Here is a 19383-nt window from a genome sequence, read left to right as displayed (position 1 = left end):
GAGTGCGTGCCGTGAGCGCGGGGGTCGGCGCCTTGGCAGCTGTGAGCGTGGGGTTCGCTCCGCAGGCTGCGGCGTTCGATGCTCAGTCGGAACAGTGGTATCTGCAGCCGATGCAGGCAGAGCAGATGTGGAAGCAGAGCACGGGCAAAGGCGTTAAAGTCGCTGTTATCGACACGGGCGTGAATCCCCACACCGCTTCCCTTGAGGGCCAGGTTCTGGTGGACGAGGTTCCCAAGGCTGTTGCTTACGGAGCTGCGAACGATTACACAGGCCATGGCACGAGCATGGCCGAGCTCATCGCAGGTACTGGGGCAAACGGCGGCGTGCAGGGGCTCGCACCTGGCGCGAAGATCGTCCCCTACCGCATTTCCCTGAACGGCTTGACAGGGGCTGAGGCCAAGAAGAGGACGGCCGAGCCTGCCGAGGCGATCAAAGCTGCGGCTGACACCGACGCCAAGATCATAAGCATGTCTTTCAGTATTCCGTACCTTGACCTGGATGTAGAGGAAGCGGTCATCTATGCCGCGTCGAAGGGCAAGATGCTGATCGCAGGTGTAGGAAACACCGGCAAAGACGTCATCGGATACCCGGCTTCGGCTCCGTACGTGCTGGGTGTTTCGTCGATGGACAAGGACAACAACATCTCCAAGTTCTCGTCGCACGGGAACTACGTCGACCTGGTGGCACCGGGCGAGGACATCCCTGGCTACTGTCAACCCAGTTTTGACTCGTACTGCCCTGGCCTTGAGGGAACAAGCGCTTCCACTGCAATAGCCTCCGCCTCCGCAGCCCTCATCTGGTCCGCCCACCCCGACTGGACGGCGAACCAGGTCACCCGGGCGCTGATCGACACCGCGAGCCGCAAGTGGCCGAAGGACGAGCCGACCCAGTACGCCGGCTACGGGACTGTCCGGCCCCGCACGGTGCTTGAGGACCCGAATTACGACGCCGGCGCCCCCTACTCCGACCCCCTCGCCAAGTGGAACAAGGAAGAGGGGAAGAAGCTGGTGACGGAGATTCCTCCCGCCTCTGCTGCCTCCCCCTCTGCATCAGCCTCGTCACAAGCCCCGGAAGACTCTTCTGGCGTCGACAAGGCGGCAGCAGGATCGAAGGCAGAGAAGTCGGAGAAGGCGGCAGCGGCGTCGTCGAGCGACGACAACAGCACGCTGTGGATCGCGCTCGGCGCTGCCGCGGCAGTGGTCGTGCTCGGAGGCGGCGCCTTCGCCCTGCTGCGATCGCGCCGCGCCACGTGACGTCGGCCGCCTGAGCCCGCGCTGCGCGGCCAGGGCATGGAGAACGTGCTCACCGCTGTAGGGCGTTGAGCCGCACAGTTGGACCCCAGAACGGAAAGAGGGAGGGCAGGCGGAACATGGCCGTCGACCAGAAGCTCGAAGATGCAGCAGTAATCAAGCTGCAGAAGGACATGTACGAGAAGTTCGAGAGCATTCGGAAGCGGGTGCACAACCTGCAGGGTGTGATCGACAGCCTCGAGGGCCAGTGGCAGGGCATCGGCCGTGCCGCGTTCGACACCAAGCAGCACGAGATCAACACTTCGCTGCAGAACATGGGCCGCATCCTCGCTGACGTCGTCGATGCGATGACCTCGACGCGCAACATCAAGGACAGCAAGGAAGACGAAATCCGCGCGGCCGTGAACAAGATCAACGTCAACGATGGTGCCCCCACGGTGCAGTCGTCGCCGTTCAGCTCGATGACCTGAACGGAATCCATAACGGAATCCGTGGTGTCGACGGGCCTGGCGGACATGAGACACGAGGGCGTCGATGCGCGAACATCAATCACAGGCGGAAGAGACGAGGTAGGCAGGGATGAGCCGTAACGCGGACGGTCTGCAGGTAACGTACGACGGACTCGACTTCGCGGCGACCAACCTCGCCAACGAGGCGAAGCTGCTCGACGAGGACATTCAGCACCTCACCAAGATGGTGGAAGGCAGCAGGCAGTACTGGGAGGGCAAGGCCCAGGGCGCCTTCGCGCTGAAGCTGGAGGCCTGGCGCAAGGAAACCAGCGACATCCACCAGGCCCTCATGGGCATCGGACATGTCGTCGGCTCCTCCGGCGGTACGTACATGGAGGGTGACCTGGCTGCGTCCAGGTACCTGCAGTAGTCGCAGGTGTTGTAGCTGTAGCAACCGCATGCGGCAGGAGCCGGCGCGGTGACGAGGGTGGGCGTGCGCGGGAGACGCCCACCCTCCTTTGTTTTTCAGGCGGTCACCGCCCGCTGCCGTCCTCCACCAACCCCACCTGAACCAGCGGCTTCCCCCGGCGCCGCGACACGAACACGCCCCGCCCCGGCGGCATCTGGCGTGGACGTACCCCGCCGATCAGGTCGCCCTCGGCCGGGTCGCCGCTGAGGACGATGCCCTGGGCGCCGAGTTCCTTGATGCGCTGCATGAAGGCCTCGTATCCGGACCGGCCCGCGCCCGCGGTGGAGCGGGCGATGATGAAGCGCACGCCGACGTCCCGGGCGAAGGGCAGCATTTCCGTCAGCACCGCCAGGGGATTGCCGCTCGACGTGGCCACCAGGTCGTAGTCGTCGATGACGATGTAGATCGTCGGGCCGTTCCACCAACTGCGGTTGCGCAACTGCTCCGGCGTGACGTCGGCCGTCGGGGTGCGGCGTTGCATCAGTTCGGCGAGGGCGTCCATGTGGTGCTGCATCTGGTTCGACATCGGAACGTACTCCGCCAGGTGCGAGGACGGTGTCACGCCCAGCAGCGAGCGCCGGTTGTCGACGACGAACAGCTTGCAGTTGTCCCCGTCATAGCGCTCGGTGATGCGCTGGATGAGCAGCTTCAGCAGATTCGACTTGCCGGACTCGCTCTCGCCGAACACCAGGAGGAACGGGTCCTGTTCGAAGTCCACGAACACCGGCTCGAGGTTGTCCTCGTCGAGCGCGAAGGAGACCCCGCGGCGGGGGAACCGGTCGCCGGGCGGAAGCTGGTGCGCCGGGAACTCCCTCGGCAGCAGGCGTACTGCGGGGGCACCGGGCTGCTGCCAGTGCCGGGACACCTCGGTGCCGAGTGCCTGCGTCGCCTCCGCCAGGTCCGTGTCGGAGGACAGGCCGTCGATGCGCGGCACCGCCGCCATGAAGTGCTGCTTCTGCGGGGTCTGGCCACGGCCGGGCACGCCCGTCGGGACGTTGGCCGCGACCTTGCGGTCGAACTCGGAGTCCATGTGGTCGCCGAGCCGCAGTTCGAGGCGGTTCATCAGCTGGTCCTTGAGGTTGCTGCGAACCTCCATGGAGCGGGACGCCGTGATGATCAGGTGGATGCCGTAGCCGAGACCGCGCGCCGCGATGTCGAGGACGTACGGCTCCAGGGCGTCGTAGTCCGTACGGAAACTGCCCCAGCCGTCGATGACCAGGAAGACGTCACCCCAGGGCTGATCGGTCACGGAGATGTCGCCCCGCGCGCGGCGGCTGCGGAACTCCGCGACGGAGGAGATGCCGGCGGTGCGGAAGTACTCCTCGCGGCGCGTCATGACGCCGTACACCTCGGCAGCCGTGCGCCGTACCTGTTCGGGGTCGAGGCGTGAGGCCACGCCTCCCACGTGCGGAAGGCCCGCCACGGCCGACAGGCCGCCACCGCCGAAGTCCAGCCCGTAGAACTGCACTTCGTGCGGGGTGTGGGTGAGGGCGAAGGACGCGATGATCGAGCGGAGCAGCGTCGACTTGCCGGACTGCGGTCCACCGAGGATCTGCATGTGACCCGCCGCGCCGCTGAAGTCCACCCACAGGGGGTCACGACGCTGCTCGTACGGCTTGTCGACGAGACCGACGGGCACCACCAGCCGGCCCGCGCCCTCGTAACCGGGCTGGGTCAGGCCACGGCCCGGCACCTCCGCGAGGCCCGGCAGGAGCGTGTCGAGCGACGGAGGGCTGTCCAGCGGCGGCAGCCATACCTGGTGGGCGGCCGGCCCCTGTGCCTCCAGGCGCCGCACGATGACGTCGAGGACGGTGTCGGCGAGTGCGTCGTCGGGCGCGTCGTCCCCTGCCTCCGAGCGCTGTGCGGGGACCGCCAGGTACTGCACCGGGACCTGGGCAGCGGTGAACAGCACGGGTCGGCGGTCGACGGGAAGAGGACCGCCGTAGGACGCCGTCCGCTGGGCGCTCGTACGGTACACACCCGACACGTACGCCGCCTTGAAGCGGAGCATCTCGTCGGTACCGAACTTCAGGAAACCGGAGCCGGGGACGTTCGGCAGTTCGTAGGCGTCGGGGACACCGAGCGCGGCCCGCGACTCCGCCGCCGAGAAGGTGCGCAGACCGATCCGGTACGACAGGTAGGTCTCGAGGCCGCGCAGGCGGCCCTCCTCCAGTCGCTGCGAGGCGAGGAGCAGGTGCACGCCCAGCGATCGGCCGATACGGCCGATCTGCACGAACATCTCGATGAAGTCGGGCTTCGCCGTGAGCAGTTCGCTGAACTCGTCGATCACCAGCACGAGGGACGGGATCGGCTGCAGCGCGGCACCGGCGGCGCGGGCCTTCTCGTAGGCGTGGATGTTGGCGTAGTTGCCCGCGTCGCGGAGCATCTCCTGGCGGCGGTTGAGCTCGCCGCGGATCGAGTCGCCCATCCGGTCGACCAGGGTCAGGTCGTCCGCGAGGTTGGTGATGACGGCCGCCACGTGGGGCATCTGGGCCATGCCCGCGAAGGTGGCACCGCCCTTGAAGTCGGCCAGCACGAAGTTGAGGGTTTCGGAGGAGTGCGTGACAGCGAGGCCGAGGACCAGTGTGCGCAGCAGCTCCGACTTACCGGAACCGGTCGCACCGACGCACAGGCCGTGCGGGCCCATGCCCTCCTGTGCCGCCTCCTTCAGGTCGAGCATCACCGGCCGGCCGTCCTCGCCGACACCGATCGGCACCCGCAGCCGCTCCGACTGCGAACGGGGCCGCCAGGTGCGCCTCGTGTCCACGGACGCAGCGTCCCCGAGGTTCAGCAGATCGGTGAACTCCAGGTTGGCGAGCAGCGGCTCGTCGTCGTCCCCGCCCGACGCCATCCGCAGCGGCGCCAGTTGCCGCGCCAGGGCCTCGGCGGCCTCGTACGACAGGCCGTCCGGCGTGCCCTCGTACACCATGCCGTGGGCCGATTCCAGCCGCAGCTCCTTCGGGTGAACGACGACCGAGAGGTCGCCGCGCCCGCTGGTGAGGTTTCCGGGCATGACCTCCAGCACCGTGACACCCTGCAGGCCCTCCGGGCTCGCCAGCAGCGACGTCGGCGGCAGGGAGATCCCGTCGAGTACGACGACCAGATGCGGCTGGTCGGGCACGGGCTGGCCGTCGGGGTGGAAGCGGGGACGCCCCTGCAGCCGGTCGCCGAGCAGGTCCTCCAGTTCCACCGGATCGTTCGTGATCAGCCGGATGCTGCCCGCACCGTCCGCGGCGCCCCGGGACTGGACGTGCGGCAGCCACTTGCTCCACTCCCATTCCTGCGCGGAGTCGCGGCCGGTGGCGACGGCGATGACCAGGTCGTCGGGGGAGTGCAGTGAGGCGAGCGAGGCGGTGACGGCGCGGGCGGTGGCGCGCACGGTGCCGGGTTCACCGCTGACGGTCACGTGGTAGAAGGCACGCAGCGAGATCGCCATCGGCAGGCCGTCGAGGGCGCTGTGCGTGGCAAGGAAGCGCTGCATGGCGCCGGTGGTCAGCGGCTCCAACTGGTCGACCGGAGCCGTCTCCGGCGGAATCAGGGGCGTGGCGAGGGCCTGCGGGCCGAGGCCCACTCGTACCTGACCGAAGTCGTCGTCGCCGCTGCGCCGTTCCCAGACCCGGCTGCCCTCGGCGACCAACGCCCACAGTTGCTCCGGTGAAGGATGGAGGTAGTACTGCGCGTCGCGCTGGGCCTGTGCGGTCTTCTGGGCGGATCGCCGGGTCTGGGACAGGTAGCGCAGGTAGTCCCGGCGCATGTCGGCCATCTGCCCCTGGTTGCCCCGGCGGTAGCGGATCAGCATCGCGATGCCCATGGCGATCGTCGAGGCCACCATCACCATGCCCATGATCTTCATGAACGGCTGGGCCTGGGGATTGAAGAAGAAGACCACGGACCCGCCCATGCCGAGCATGGGCAGGAGTTGCATCAAGGCGCCTTCCTGCTGCCCCCGCGGAAGTTCGGGCGGTGGCTGCAGCACGACTTCTTGCGTGGGCACGTCCTTCGGCAGTGCCCGCGGTGGGCGCTTGACGACGATGTGGCTCACTTCGCACCAATTCCCTTGCCCGGCCGATCCGTTCCGTCCGCCGCCCCGTGTCCGGCGCACGTCGATCGCGAAGGGCGATCCTACTGACTCCACCTGCCGACGGCGGACGATAGGGTGCCCGTAAGACGTGTGAACAGTTGCGAATCGGCCGGGGAGTGCGGGCGTCGCGGAACGGCCGGACACGACGGCTACCGGAGGGCGAGGCGCAACGGTACCGTGCCCTGCCCGCATTACCGACGAGGGGGAACAGCAGGTGAGCATGACGGCCTCCGCGCCGGCCGGCGCGGCCGGTGGACCGGGCAGCACAGTCCCGGCGGGGCCAGGTGCGGGGCTCGGCTTTAGCCGGGTCACCATCGTGGCACCCGACAGCCGCATCGACGTGGCACTGCCCGACGACGTACCGGTCGCCGACCTCTACCCGGAGATCCTGCGGTTCTCCCAGCAGAGCCCCGCGGAGGGCGCGCCGGTCGGCTACCACCTCGTGCGCCGCGACGGCACCGTACTCGACAGCGCCCGGTCCTTCGCGGCCCAGCGCATCCTCGACGGGGAACTGCTCACGCTGCGGCCCTTCGCGGCATCACTGCCCCCCGCCGTGATCGACGACGTCTCGGAGGCGGTCGCCTCGGCCGTCACCCGCGACCGCTCCCTGTGGGACGGCGAGCTCACGCGCACCGCCGGTCTGATCGGTGCGGGCGTCCTCCCGGTGCTGCTCGCGTTCGTGGCCTGGAGTTCCCAGGTCCGCCACGACATGCACGGCCTCCAGGGCATCATCGCCGCGGTCGCCGGCGTCCTGCTCACCACGTTCGCCTGCGTCCGCGCCCGCGTGTACGACGACCGCGGCGCGGCGATCGCCCTGGGGCTGGGAGCTCTCCCGAACATCGCCGTGGCGGGCTCGGGGCTGGTGCCGCTCGCCGACGGCCAGGGCATCGGACGGCTTCAGTTCCTCCTCGCCTGCGCGGCGGTGCTGGTCGCCTCCGTGCTGTTGATGCTGGTGTCACCGGGCGGCGACAGCCCCTTCGTGGCGTTCGTCTTCGCCGCCACGATCGGCCTGATCACGACGTTCATCGCGATGCTGACGCATCTGCAGCCCATGGAGACGGCCGCGATCTGCGCGCCTCTTTCGGTGTGCGCCCTGGCCTTCCTGCCCGGTCTGTCCGTGCGCTTCGCCCGACTGCCCATCGGCTTCGAACTGCCCAACGGCTCGCGCGGTTCCTACACGACGGACGAGACGGTCTCCTCGGAGCCCGTCGACGCGGAGCGCGTCGCCGCCCAGGCGCGCCGCGGTCACGAACTCCTCGCAGGACTGGTCGGCGGCTGCGGGCTCGTCTCCGTCGGTGCGGCGATCGTCCTCAGCTTCTCCACCAACGTGTGGGCCCAGCTCCTCGCGCTGGCCACCGGGATCGCCATGCTGATGCGGGCCCACCTGTTCCGCTACACCGTCCAGGTCGCCGCGACGCTGGCGGCCGGACTCGGCTCGCTCGTCTTCCTCGGACTCGGGCTCGCCATGAACCCGCCGACGGAGTACTGGCGTGACGCCCTCCAGGGTGACACCGCGGCCCTCGACATCCGCAGCGTGTGGCTGGCGGCGGCCGTGGCCGCGGCTGTCGTCCTGGTCACGGCGATCGGCCTGATCACCTCCCGGCGTGGCGTCACGCCTTTCTGGGGCCGCTTCATGGAGATCGCCGAAGCCTTCGTTCTCCTGACCCTGATCCCTCTGGCACTCGCGGTGTTCGACGTCTATGCCTCGGCACGGTCGATGACGGGCGACTGACCGCCGGCCCTCCTGGGCACGGTCCGGGGCGGCAGGCCGACAGGCGCTGCCGCCCCTTCCGCGTCATCCCGCCTTGTTCCCCCCGCCGCCCGGCGCCGGCTCCAGGTCGAACTCCCCGTCCCGGGCGCCCAGCACGAAGGCCCGCCACTCCGCCTCCGTGTACCGCAGCACGGTGTCCGGGTCGAGCGACGACCGCATGGCCACGGCACCCGCGGGAAGGTAGGCGATCTCGACCCGCTCCTCGTGCTCCTCGGTGCCGGGCGCGCTGTGCCATTCGACGCCGGAGATGTCGAGGGAGTAGAGCTCGTCTCGCTCCCGTTCCTTACGGGCCTTGAGTTCCAGGTCCTCGGCATCGGCCATCGTGGCTCGGTCCTTCCTGTGCTGCGGGCGATCTGTGCGGCCACCCTACTGGCCGGGGTTCTCCCTGCTCAGCGGTTTGCCGATGTCCGTGACCGGCAGGAGTGACGGTCCGGTCTCCGGCCTGCGCACGGGGCCGTCCGGCCCGGCTGGTACTCTGTGTGACGGCCGTATGTGTACGCGCCCCCGGAGCCTGGAGCTCTGGTGGCCGCGCCCAGCGGATCCCCGCCTTCCGAGTCAAGGAAGATCCCCCGAGACGTAGACCGGGGGCACTCGGTGGCCACTCACAGACCAAGAGGAGTACGCGTGTCGCTCGACGCCGCAGTGAAGAAGCAGATCATCTCCGAGTTCGGTACCAAGGAGGGCGACACCGGTTCCCCCGAGGTCCAGGTCGCGCTGCTGTCCCGTCGGATCTCCGACCTGACCGAGCACCTCAAGACCCACAAGCACGACCACCACTCCCGTCGTGGTCTGCTGATCCTGGTCGGTCAGCGCCGCCGGCTGCTGCAGTACCTCGCCAAGAAGGACATCCAGCGCTTCCGTGCGCTGGTCGAGCGCCTCGGCATCCGCCGCGGTGCGGCGGGCGCCAAGTAAGACGCCGTGAAGGGAGCGGTTCCCATCGTTCGGGGGCCGCTCCCTTTGCTGTACGTGCGCGGTGTCGCCACCCCTTTGTAGTGTGGTAACCGAACACGAGAAGCACGACGCACAAAACCGAACGAAACAGACGCACACAGACGAACGAGGAGGAGCGCGCCTCGCCGCCGGTCCTCGGTAGTGGCCCCCGGGAGAGGATCCCGGGTGCTTCGATCGAAGACCGGCCCGCACAGGACGCAGCGCTTCTCCACCCCCGTCCCCCCGCCACACGGGCGAGGAGGGACAAAAGACGACAAGCAATGGAGAAAACGCTAGTGGAGAACGAGACCCACTACGCCGAGGCCGTCATCGACAACGGCGCCTTCGGTACCCGCACCATCCGCTTCGAGACGGGCCGCCTGGCCCGTCAGGCCGCCGGTTCCGCCGTGGCGTACCTGGACGACGACACCATGGTGCTGTCGGCCACGAGCGCCTCCAAGAACCCCAAGGACCAGCTCGACTTCTTCCCGCTGACGGTGGACGTCGAGGAGCGGATGTACGCCGCCGGCAAGATCCCCGGCAGCTTCTTCCGCCGTGAGGGCCGGCCCTCCGAGGACGCCGTCCTCACCTGCCGCCTGATCGACCGCCCGCTGCGCCCGTCCTTCAAGAAGGGCCTGCGCAACGAGATCCAGGTCGTCGCGACGGTCATGGCCCTCAACCCCGACCACCTGTACGACGTCGTGGCGATCAACGCCGCCTCCGCGTCCACGCAGCTGGCCGGCCTGCCCTTCTCCGGCCCGATCGGCGGCGTCCGCGTCGCGCTGATCCGCGGCCAGTGGGTGGCCTTCCCGACGCACACCGAGCTCGAGGACGCCGTCTTCGACATGGTCGTCGCGGGCCGCGTCCTGGAGGACGGCGACGTCGCGATCATGATGGTCGAGGCCGAGGCCACCGAGAAGACCGTCAAGCTGGTCGAGGGCGGCGCCGAGGCGCCCACCGAGGAGGTCGTTGCCGCCGGTCTGGAGGCCGCGAAGCCCTTCATCAAGGTGCTGTGCCGCGCCCAGGCCGACCTCGCCGCGAAGGCCGCCAAGCCGACCGGCGAGTTCCCGATCTTCCTGGACCACCAGGACGACGTCCTCGAGGCGCTCAGCGCCGCCGTCCGCCCCGAGCTCAGCCAGGCGCTCACCATCGCCGGCAAGCAGGAGCGCGAGGCCGAGCTGGACCGCGTCAAGGCGCTCGCCGCCGAGAAGCTCCTGCCGGAGTTCGAGGGCCGCGAGAAGGAGATCTCCGCCGCGTACCGTTCGCTGACCAAGTCCCTGGTCCGTGAGCGCGTCATCAAGGAGAAGAAGCGCATCGACGGCCGCGGTGTCACCGACATCCGCACCCTGGCCGCCGAGGTCGAGGCCATCCCGCGCGTGCACGGTTCCGCGCTGTTCGAGCGTGGCGAGACCCAGATCCTGGGCGTCACCACCCTCAACATGCTCCGCATGGAGCAGCAGCTGGACACCCTCTCCCCGGTGACCCGCAAGCGCTACATGCACAACTACAACTTCCCGCCGTACTCCGTCGGTGAGACCGGCCGCGTCGGCTCCCCGAAGCGCCGCGAGATCGGCCACGGCGCCCTCGCCGAGCGCGCCATCGTGCCGGTGCTGCCGACGCGCGAGGAGTTCCCGTACGCGATCCGTCAGGTGTCCGAGGCCCTCGGCTCCAACGGCTCGACCTCGATGGGCTCCGTCTGCGCCTCCACCATGTCGCTGCTGAACGCCGGTGTGCCGCTGAAGGCCCCCGTCGCCGGTATCGCCATGGGCCTGATCTCCCAGGAGATCAACGGCGAGACGCACTACGTCGCCCTCACCGACATCCTCGGTGCGGAGGACGCCTTCGGCGACATGGACTTCAAGGTCGCCGGCACCAAGGAGTTCGTGACCGCCCTCCAGCTCGACACCAAGCTGGACGGCATTCCCGCCTCCGTCCTGGCCGCGGCCCTCAAGCAGGCCCGTGACGCCCGCCTCCACATCCTCGACGTGATGATGGAAGCGATCGACACGCCGGACGAGATGTCCCCGAACGCGCCGCGGATCATCACCGTGAAGATCCCCGTCGACAAGATCGGTGAGGTCATCGGCCCCAAGGGCAAGATGATCAACCAGATCCAGGAGGACACGGGCGCCGACATCACGATCGAGGACGACGGCACCATCTACATCGGTGCCGCCGACGGCCCGGCCGCCGAGGCCGCCCGCGCCACGATCAACGGCATCGCCAACCCGACCATGCCCGAGGTCGGCGAGCGCTACCTGGGTACGGTCGTCAAGACGACCACCTTCGGCGCGTTCGTCTCCCTGCTGCCCGGCAAGGACGGTCTGCTGCACATCTCGCAGATCCGCAAGCTCGCCGGCGGCAAGCGCGTGGAGAACGTCGAGGACGTCCTCGGTGTGGGCCAGAAGGTCCAGGTCGAGATCGCCGAGATCGACTCCCGCGGCAAGCTCTCCCTGATCCCCGTGGTCGAGGGCGAAGAGGGCAGCGAAGAGAAGAAGGACGACGCCGACCAGTGACGTCCCGTAGCTCCAAGGCGACGGCCCGCACCTCCTCGGAGGCGCGGGCCGTCGCCCGTACCCAAACCCTGATCAAGGGCGAGCACGGCATCGGCACGGTGCGCAAGACGACCCTCCCGGGCGGCCTGCGCATCGTCACCGAGACCCTGCCCTCGGTCCGCTCGGCGACCTTCGGCATCTGGGCGCACGTCGGCTCCCGCGACGAGACCCCGGCCCTGAACGGCGCCACCCACTACCTGGAGCACCTGCTCTTCAAGGGCACCCGCAGGCGCAGCGCCCTGGACATCTCCTCCGCCATCGACGCGGTCGGCGGCGAGATGAACGCGTTCACGGCGAAGGAGTACACGTGCTACTACGCGCGCGTGCTCGACACCGACCTGCCGCTCGCCATCGACGTCGTCTGCGACATGCTGACCGGCTCGCTCATCCGCGAGGAGGACGTGGACGTCGAGCGCGGCGCGATCCTCGAAGAGATCGCGATGACCGAGGACGACGCCGGCGACTGCGTGCACGACCTCTTCGCGCACACCATGTTCGGCGACAACGCGCTGGGCCGCCCCGTCCTCGGCACGGTCGACACGGTCAACGCCCTCACCGCCGACCGCATCCGTCGCTTCTACAGGAAGCACTACGACCCCACGCACCTGGTGGTCGCCGCCGCCGGCAACGTCGACCACAACAAGGTCGTACGCCAGGTCCGCGCCGCCTTCGAGAAGGCCGGCGCCTTCCGGGACCCGGTGGCCGCGCCCATCGCCCCGCGCGACGGACGGCGCACCATCCGCGCCGCCGGCCGCGTCGAGCTGATCGGCCGCAAGACCGAGCAGGCCCACGTCATCCTCGGCATGCCGGGCCTGGCCCGCACCGACGAGCGGCGCTGGGCGATGGGCGTCCTCAACACCGCACTCGGCGGCGGCATGTCCTCGCGCCTGTTCCAGGAGGTCCGGGAGAAGCGCGGCCTGGCCTACAGCGTGTACTCGTACACCTCGGGCTTCGCCGACTGCGGCCTCTTCGGCGTCTACGCGGGCTGCAGGCCCTCCCAGGTGCACGACGTGCTGAAGATCTGCCGCGACGAGCTCGACCACGTCGCCGAGCACGGCCTGAGCGACGAAGAGATCGGCCGCGCCGTCGGCCAGCTCCAGGGCTCCACGGTCCTCGGCCTGGAGGACACCGGCGCGCTGATGAACCGTATCGGCAAGAGCGAGCTGTGCTGGGGCGAGCAGATGTCCGTCGACGACATGCTGGCCCGGATAGCCTCGGTCACGCCGGACGACGTCCGCGCGGTCGCCCGCGACGTCCTCGGCCGACGACCGTCCCTGTCGGTCATCGGCCCGCTGAAGGACAAGCAGGCGTCCCGGCTGCACGACGCCGTCGCCTAACCCTCCCGGTAAGGAAGCGAAGAACATGAGCAAGCTGCGCGTGGCCGTCCTCGGTGCCAAGGGCCGGATCGGCTCCGAGGCGGTACGGGCGGTCGAGGCCGCCGAGGACATGGAGCTGGTCGCCGCCCTCGGCCGGGGCGACAGCCTGGAGGTGCTGGCCGGGTCCGGCGCCCAGGTCGCCGTCGAGCTGACCACCCCCGACTCGGTGATGGACAACCTCGACTACTGCGTGGGCCACGGCATCCACGCCGTCGTCGGCACCACCGGCTGGACCGAGGAGCGCCTCGCGCAGCTGACCGGCTGGCTCGCGAAGTCGCCGGAGACGGGCGTGCTCATCGCGCCCAACTTCTCCATCGGCGCCGTACTGACCATGAAGTTCGCGCAGATCGCTGCCCCGTACTTCGAGTCCGTCGAGGTCGTCGAGCTGCACCACCCGAACAAGGTCGACGCCCCCAGCGGCACCGCCACCCGCACCGCCCAGCTGATCGCCCAGGCCCGGCAGAAGGCAGGCTCCGCTCCGGCGCCCGACGCCACTGCCACCGCCCTGGACGGCGCCCGCGGCGCGAACGTCGACGGGATCCCGGTCCACGCGATCCGCCTGCGCGGCCTGCTCGCCCACCAGGAGGTCCTGCTGGGCGGCGAGGGCGAGACCCTCACCGTCCGGCACGACTCCCTGCACCACAGCAGCTTCATGCCGGGCATCCTGCTGGGCGCCCGCCGGGTGGTGAGCACCCCGGGCCTCACCTTCGGCCTGGAACACTTCCTGGACCTGAACTGAGCCCGGCACCGAGACTCGAACCGAGCCCCTGACCCTCATGCGCGCGAAAATCTCCTACGCCGTCACGGCCGCCGTCCTGGTCTTCTACTTCGCCCTGGTCGGCAGCCGCGGCGTGCTGCTCATCAAGACCGGCACACTTCTCACCGTCACCTTCGGCGTCGCGGTGCTGATCCTGCCGGTGATCGGCGTGTGGTTCCTCTGGAAGAACACCCAGTTCGTCCGCAGGGCCAACCAGCTCGCCGCCGAACTCGACGCCGAGGGCGGGCTGCCCATCGACGAGCTGAAGCGCACCCCGAGCGGCCGGGTCGACCGGGACTCGGCCGACGCGGTCTTCGCCCTGCGCAAGGCCGAGACGGAGGACGCCCCCGGCGACTGGCGCAGCTGGTTCCGCCTCGCCGTCGCCTACCACGACGCCCGCGACACGCCGCGCGCCCGCAAGGCGATGCAGCGGGCGATCGCCCTGCACGACGGCAAGCACGTCGAGGCCGCCTGAACTGACCGAGACGCCACAGACCGAAACGCCGGGGCCCGGACCGCACTGCGGTCCGGGCCCCGGCGTCTGCCCACGGCGCTCAGCCCCGCCGGTACTCGCCGGCCCACGCCTCCACGGCGTCGGCCGCCCGGTCGAAGGCGTCCTCCCTGGCGAGGAAGTCGGCGTTGTGGGTGGTCAGCAGCGGAGGCATGCCCTCGGCGGACCGCCCCTGCCGGACGAGGAGCAGCGCCTGCCCCTGCACCGTCCGCGGCAGCCCGAGCCAACGCACCGGCTGCTGCACCGTCCGCACGCTGGCGACCTGCTGCCAGTCCACCGTGCGCGTGCTGAGGAAGCTCACCTGCCGGACCCCGTGCGCGCTCACCCACGCGCCCATGCGCAGCAGCCGCAAGGCGCACACGATCACGACCAGCGCCACGCCGAAGACCACACCGGCGGCGGACAGCGAGTCCGTCGCCGCGATGATGACGGCCGCGAACAGGACGAACGAGGCGAGCAGCAGCAAGAGCGCCGCCACCCCCACGCGCCACGGCCCCGGTCGGTAGGGCCGGCGCCAGAGGTCGCGATCGTCGTACGGCAGCGCGACGTCGTCGGTGGCGTCGAAGGCGCGGTCGGCCGTCAGGAAGGGCAGGGGCACGGCTGGTCCTCACTCGTTCCATGGCATGTGCTGTGCCCGGTGAGGCTACCGACCTGTGTCTCCGGTCACCACCCTCGGGGGTCCGGACGGAGTCGGGCCGACCGTGCCCGACGCGCCTAGTGCCCCTCGGAGGCCTGTGACGGCTGCTTGTGCGAGGAGGGCTGGTCGGCCGACAGGGCGGGCATCCCGATCACCAGGGAGCCCACGAGTCCTGCGACGACGGTGAGGCCCAGCAGCCAGCGTCCGGCCAACTGGCCGAAGGACGCCCGCTCGCGGGGCGGGGGTGCGACATTGCTGCGGAACCTGTCGGCCTCGGCGACGAAGGCGAACGGTACGGGTTCACGCCGGCGGATCATAGGGACTGCGTCTCCCTTCAGGGACTGGAATGAAGTGCTGTTACTCATACAGACGAACGAACGCCCCTCCAGGTGCCCTGTTTCGCCGTCTTCATTGCGGCACCGCCCCGATCGCCCGATTCGGCGGGCCGTGACCCGGCGGCCGTAGAGTGGCTCCGCCAAGTGACGAGATGGGAAGGCCCACCACACCGTGACCGACACCCCCGCCGACGATTTCAAGATCGACCTCCGCAGCGACGTCACCGTCGAGCTGGTCAAGAGCAGCGCAACCGACTCCGACGTGCTGTTCGCCGCCCGCGTCTCGACCGTGGGGGAGCAGTCCCTGGACGAGCTGAAGAAGGACCCGGAGCGCTCCAAGGGCCTGATCAACTACCTCATGCGGGACCGGCACGGCAGCCCGTTCGAACACAACTCGATGACCTTCTTCATCAGCGCGCCGATCTTCGTCTTCCGCGAGTTCATGCGGCACCGCGTCGGCTGGTCCTACAACGAGGAATCGGGCCGCTACCGGGAGCTCCAGCCGGTCTTCTACGTGCCGGACACCTCCCGCAAGCTGGTCCAGCAGGGCCGGCCCGGCAAGTACGTCTTCGTCGAGGGCACCCCGGACCAGTACGCGCTGGTGGGCGGCGCCATGGAGGACTCCTACCGCCAGGCGTACGCGACGTACCGCGAGATGCTCGCCGCAGGCGTCGCCCGCGAGGTGGCCCGCGCGGTGCTCCCCGTCGGCCTGTACTCCTCGATGTACGCCACCTGCAACGCCCGCTCTCTGATGCACTTCCTCGGCCTGCGCACCCAGCACGAGCTGGCCAAGGTCCCCTCCTTCCCGCAGCGCGAGATCGAAATGGTCGGCGAGAAGATGGAGGCCGCCTGGGCCGAGCTCATGCCGCTCACCTACGCCGCCTTCAACGCGAACGGACGCGTGGCGCCGTAGGGCGTCCATGGCGCCCGGCCCGGCACAGATGTGCGCATCCACCGCCCGAAGTGTCCGGATTGCGGCGTTCTGTGAACTTCATCTAGCCTGATCAAAGGGACCCGGCACTGCTTGAACCCCCGAGCAGGCAGTGCCGGGCTCCACCCTTCTCCCGGTCTGCCGCCTCCCCCGAGGGCAGACCCCGCCCTGAGCAACGAGTAGCGTGTAACCCATGGCTCCGACCTCCACTCCGCAGACCCCCTTCGGGCGGGTCCTCACCGCCATGGTCACGCCCTTCCGGGCGGACGGCGCACTCGACCTCGACGGCGCGCAGCGGCTCGCCGCCCACCTGGTGGACGCAGGCAACGACGGCCTGATCATCAACGGCACCACCGGCGAGTCCCCCACCACCAGCGACGCGGAGAAAGCGGACCTCGTACGAGCCGTCCTGGAGGCCGTCGGCGACCGGGCCCATGTCGTCGCGGGAGTCGGCACGAACAACACGCAGCACAGCATCGAGCTGGCCCGCGCCGCCGAACGCACCGGCGCGCACGGCCTGCTGCTCGTCACGCCGTACTACAACAAGCCCCCGCAGGAGGGCCTGTACCAGCACTTCACGGCCATCGCCGACGCCGCCGAGCTGCCGGTCATGCTCTACGACATCCCCGGCCGCAGCGGCGTCCCGATCAACACCGAGACGCTGGTCCGCCTCGCCGAGCACCCGCGGATCGTCGCCAACAAGGACGCCAAGGGCGACCTCGGCCGCGCGAGCTGGGCCATCGCGCGTTCCGGACTCGCCTGGTACTCGGGCGACGACATGCTGAACCTGCCGCTGCTCTCCGTGGGCGCGGTCGGCTTCGTCTCCGTCGTCGGCCATGTCGTCACCCCCGAGCTGCGCGCCATGGTCGACGCGCACGTCGCCGGTGACGTACAGAAGGCGTTGGAGATCCACCAGAAGCTGCTCCCGGTCTTCACCGGCATGTTCCGCACCCAGGGCGTCATGACCACCAAGGCCGCGCTCGCCCTCCAGGGACTGCCCGCCGGACCGCTGCGCGCGCCCATGGTCGGCCTCACGCCCGAGGAAACCGAGCAGCTCAAGATCGATCTTGCCGCCGGCGGGGTACAGCTCTGACAACAGACTTCGCACGACCGCACCACCGCGCGACCGGACTTCACAACTGAATACGCGGGCCACCGGTGCCCGCACCCCACTACGACAACTGCTTCTGCACGAACGTCACGCGCGCCACGTGCCCACCGGTACGTGGCGTGTGTGGTGAGGAGAGTCTTTTGAGTCATCCGCATCCTGAACTGGGCCGGCCCCCGGCGCTCCCCAAGGGCGGCCTCCGGGTCACCCCCCTCGGCGGCCTGGGCGAAATCGGCCGCAACATGACGGTCTTCGAGTACGGCGGCCGCCTGCTGATCGTCGACTGCGGAGTGCTCTTCCCCGAGGAGGAGCAGCCCGGAATCGACCTGATCCTGCCGGACTTCTCGTCCATCCGGGACCGCCTCGACGACATCGAGGGCATCGTCCTCACCCATGGCCACGAGGACCACATCGGTGGCGTCCCCTTCCTCCTCCGCGAGAAGCCGGACATCCCGCTGATCGGCTCCAAGCTGACCCTCGCGCTCATCGAGGCCAAGCTCCAGGAGCACCGCATCCGTCCGTACACCCTCGAGGTGGCGGAGGGGAACCGAGAACGCATCGGCCCCTTCGACTGCGAGTTCATCGCGGTCAACCACTCCATCCCGGACGCGCTGGCCGTCGCCATCCGCACCCCCGCGGGCATGGCCGTCCACACGGGCGACTTCAAGATGGACCAGCTTCCGCTGGACAACCGCCTCACGGACCTCCACGCCTTCGCGCGGCTCAGCGAGGAGGGCATCGACCTGCTCCTCGCCGACTCGACGAACGCAGAGGTCCCGGGCTTCGTTCCGCCGGAGCGGGACATCTCCAACGTCCTGCGGCAGGTCTTCGCCGGCGCCCGCAAGCGGATCATCGTGGCGAGCTTCGCCAGCCACGTCCACCGCATCCAGCAGATCCTGGACGCGGCCCACGAGTACGGCCGCCGGGTCGCCTTCGTCGGCCGCTCCATGGTCCGCAACATGGGCATCGCGCGTGACCTGGGCTACCTCAAGGTCCCGCCGGGCCTCGTCGTGGACGTCAAGACGCTCGACGACCTGCCGGACAGCGAAGTGGTCCTGGTCTGCACGGGCTCCCAGGGCGAACCGATGGCCGCCCTGTCCCGCATGGCCAACCGGGACCACCAGATCCGCATCGTCGACGGCGACACGGTGATCCTGGCCTCGTCCCTCATCCCGGGCAACGAGAACGCGGTGTACCGCGTGATCAACGGCCTGACCCGCTGGGGCGCGAACGTCGTCCACAAGGGCAACGCCAAGGTCCACGTCTCGGGCCACGCCTCGGCCGGCGAACTGCTGTACTTCTACAACATCTGCCGGCCCAGGAACCTGATGCCGGTCCACGGCGAATGGCGCCACCTGCGCGCCAACGCCGAACTGGGCGCCCTGACCGGAGTCCCGCACGACCGCATCGTCATCGCCGAGGACGGCGTCGTCGTCGACCTCGTCGAGGGCAAGGCCAAGATCTCCGGCAAGGTCCAGGCGGGCTACGTCTATGTCGACGGCCTCTCCGTCGGCGACGTGGGCGAGCCGGCCCTCAAGGACCGCAAGATCCTCGGTGACGAGGGCATCATCTCGGTCTTCGTGGTCATCGACTCCTCCACCGGCAAGATCACCGGCGGGCCCCATGTCCAGGCCCGGGGCTCGGGCATCGAGGACTCGGCCTTCGCCGCGGTGCTCCCCAAGGTCGTCGAAGCACTGGAACGCTCGGCCCAGGACGGGGTCGTCGAACCCCACCAGCTCCAGCAGCTGGTGCGCCGGACCATCGGCAAGTGGGTCTCGGACACCTACCGGCGTCGGCCGATGATCCTCCCTGTGGTGGTGGAGGTCTGACGACCCGTCGGGCCTGCGGCAGCGCCAAACCGGAGCGGGGCGCCTCGATTTGCATCGGGGCGCCCCGCTCCAGTACGTTTACATCTCCGCTCGGACGGGCACCCGACCACATCGTGGTTCGGAGTCGGCCCCGGGGGGTGGAAATTCCGACTCAGAATCTCTGATAAAGTCGGAACCGCCGGAAAGGGAAACGCGAAGGCGGGAACCTGGAAAGCACCGAGGAAATCGGATCGGAAAAGGATCTGATAGAGTCGGAAAAGCAAGACCGAAGGGAAGCGCCCGGAGGAAAGCCCGAGAGGTCGGGTGAGTACAAAGGAAGCGTCCGTTCCTTGAGAACTCAACAGCGTGCCAAAAGTCAACGCCAGATATGTTGATACCCCGACCTGATCGGTTC

At 69.1% G+C, this 19383-nt stretch carries 16 protein-coding genes; 12 read left to right on the top strand and 4 right to left on the bottom strand.

Going from position 1 to position 19383, the window contains the following annotated elements:
• Window positions 1-2: 2 nt before the first annotated feature.
• The 3 genes from ACIGO6_RS30345 (at window position 3) to ACIGO6_RS30335 (ending at window position 2129) form a co-directional block, all read left to right on the top strand.
• Complete coding sequence (locus ACIGO6_RS30345; RefSeq protein ID WP_399881930.1) at window positions 3-1253, top strand: S8 family serine peptidase; 1251 nt, start codon at window positions 3-5, stop codon at window positions 1251-1253.
• Window positions 1254-1369: 116 nt separating this feature from the next.
• A complete protein-coding gene (locus ACIGO6_RS30340) occupies window positions 1370-1720 on the top strand; it encodes a WXG100 family type VII secretion target (protein ID WP_399881928.1) in 351 nt (116 codons plus the stop codon).
• 109 nt (window positions 1721-1829) lie between these two features.
• Complete coding sequence (locus tag ACIGO6_RS30335) at window positions 1830-2129, top strand: WXG100 family type VII secretion target (RefSeq protein WP_399881926.1); 300 nt, start codon at window positions 1830-1832, stop codon at window positions 2127-2129.
• Between the two features lie 103 nt (window positions 2130-2232).
• On the opposite strand, the gene eccCa is transcribed toward ACIGO6_RS30335, so the two are convergent.
• A complete protein-coding gene (gene eccCa, locus ACIGO6_RS30330) occupies window positions 2233-6210 on the bottom strand; it encodes a type VII secretion protein EccCa (RefSeq protein WP_399881924.1) in 3978 nt (1325 codons plus the stop codon).
• Between the two features lie 259 nt (window positions 6211-6469).
• Between eccCa and eccD the strand changes: the two genes are divergently transcribed.
• Window positions 6470-7981 carry a type VII secretion integral membrane protein EccD gene (gene eccD, locus ACIGO6_RS30325; RefSeq protein WP_399882199.1) on the top strand — a complete coding sequence of 504 codons (1512 nt, stop codon included), beginning with the start codon at window positions 6470-6472 and terminating at the stop codon, window positions 7979-7981.
• Between the two features lie 63 nt (window positions 7982-8044).
• On the opposite strand, the gene ACIGO6_RS30320 is transcribed toward eccD, so the two are convergent.
• Window positions 8045-8341: a DUF397 domain-containing protein gene (locus ACIGO6_RS30320; RefSeq protein WP_399881922.1), complete on the bottom strand. Its 297-nt coding sequence runs from the start codon at window positions 8339-8341 to the stop codon at window positions 8045-8047.
• 303 nt (window positions 8342-8644) lie between these two features.
• Here ACIGO6_RS30320 and rpsO point away from each other — a divergent pair, with 303 nt between their 5' ends.
• The 5 genes from rpsO (at window position 8645) to ACIGO6_RS30295 (ending at window position 14113) form a co-directional block, all read left to right on the top strand.
• Entirely contained in the window at window positions 8645-8932 is a 288-nt protein-coding gene (rpsO, locus tag ACIGO6_RS30315) for a 30S ribosomal protein S15 (RefSeq protein WP_006130415.1), read from the top strand.
• 314 nt (window positions 8933-9246) lie between these two features.
• The gene (locus ACIGO6_RS30310; protein ID WP_399881919.1) at window positions 9247-11466 is read left to right on the top strand and encodes a polyribonucleotide nucleotidyltransferase; all 2220 of its coding nucleotides are present in this window, start codon (window positions 9247-9249) and stop codon (window positions 11464-11466) included.
• On the top strand, window positions 11463-12842 hold the full coding sequence (locus ACIGO6_RS30305; RefSeq protein ID WP_399881917.1) for a M16 family metallopeptidase: 1380 nt from the start codon (window positions 11463-11465) through the stop codon (window positions 12840-12842). The genes ACIGO6_RS30310 and ACIGO6_RS30305 overlap by 4 nt, the downstream gene beginning before the upstream one ends.
• 25 nt (window positions 12843-12867) lie before the next feature.
• Window positions 12868-13620 (top strand): 4-hydroxy-tetrahydrodipicolinate reductase, encoded by a 753-nt coding sequence (gene dapB / locus ACIGO6_RS30300; protein ID WP_399881915.1) that lies wholly within the window; start codon window positions 12868-12870, stop codon window positions 13618-13620.
• Between the two features lie 37 nt (window positions 13621-13657).
• Window positions 13658-14113 carry a hypothetical protein gene (locus tag ACIGO6_RS30295; protein WP_399881913.1) on the top strand — a complete coding sequence of 152 codons (456 nt, stop codon included), beginning with the start codon at window positions 13658-13660 and terminating at the stop codon, window positions 14111-14113.
• A 79-nt stretch (window positions 14114-14192) separates the two neighbouring features.
• On the opposite strand, the gene ACIGO6_RS30290 is transcribed toward ACIGO6_RS30295, so the two are convergent.
• Together ACIGO6_RS30290 and ACIGO6_RS30285 are read right to left on the bottom strand one after the other, a co-directional pair.
• Entirely contained in the window at window positions 14193-14747 is a 555-nt protein-coding gene (locus tag ACIGO6_RS30290; RefSeq protein ID WP_399881911.1) for a hypothetical protein, read from the bottom strand.
• A gap of 116 nt (window positions 14748-14863) precedes the next feature.
• Window positions 14864-15103 carry a hypothetical protein gene (locus ACIGO6_RS30285; RefSeq protein ID WP_399881909.1) on the bottom strand — a complete coding sequence of 80 codons (240 nt, stop codon included), beginning with the start codon at window positions 15101-15103 and terminating at the stop codon, window positions 14864-14866.
• Between the two features lie 190 nt (window positions 15104-15293).
• On the opposite strand from ACIGO6_RS30285, the gene thyX reads away from it, so the two are divergent.
• From thyX to ACIGO6_RS30270, 3 genes are all read left to right on the top strand, one after another.
• Window positions 15294-16034 (top strand): FAD-dependent thymidylate synthase, encoded by a 741-nt coding sequence (gene thyX, locus ACIGO6_RS30280; RefSeq protein WP_399881907.1) that lies wholly within the window; start codon window positions 15294-15296, stop codon window positions 16032-16034.
• 211 nt (window positions 16035-16245) lie between these two features.
• Window positions 16246-17145 carry a 4-hydroxy-tetrahydrodipicolinate synthase gene (dapA, locus tag ACIGO6_RS30275; RefSeq protein WP_399881906.1) on the top strand — a complete coding sequence of 300 codons (900 nt, stop codon included), beginning with the start codon at window positions 16246-16248 and terminating at the stop codon, window positions 17143-17145.
• A 158-nt stretch (window positions 17146-17303) separates the two neighbouring features.
• The gene (locus tag ACIGO6_RS30270) at window positions 17304-18989 is read left to right on the top strand and encodes a ribonuclease J (RefSeq protein WP_399881904.1); all 1686 of its coding nucleotides are present in this window, start codon (window positions 17304-17306) and stop codon (window positions 18987-18989) included.
• The last annotated feature ends 394 nt before the right edge of the window (window positions 18990-19383 follow it).

This window comes from Streptomyces sp. NPDC053750 (assembly GCF_044544295.1).
Classification (GTDB): Bacteria; Actinomycetota; Actinomycetes; order Streptomycetales; family Streptomycetaceae; genus Streptomyces.
The sequence above is the reverse complement of the archived record's forward strand: the minus strand, read 5'-3'. Positions and strand labels throughout refer to the sequence as shown.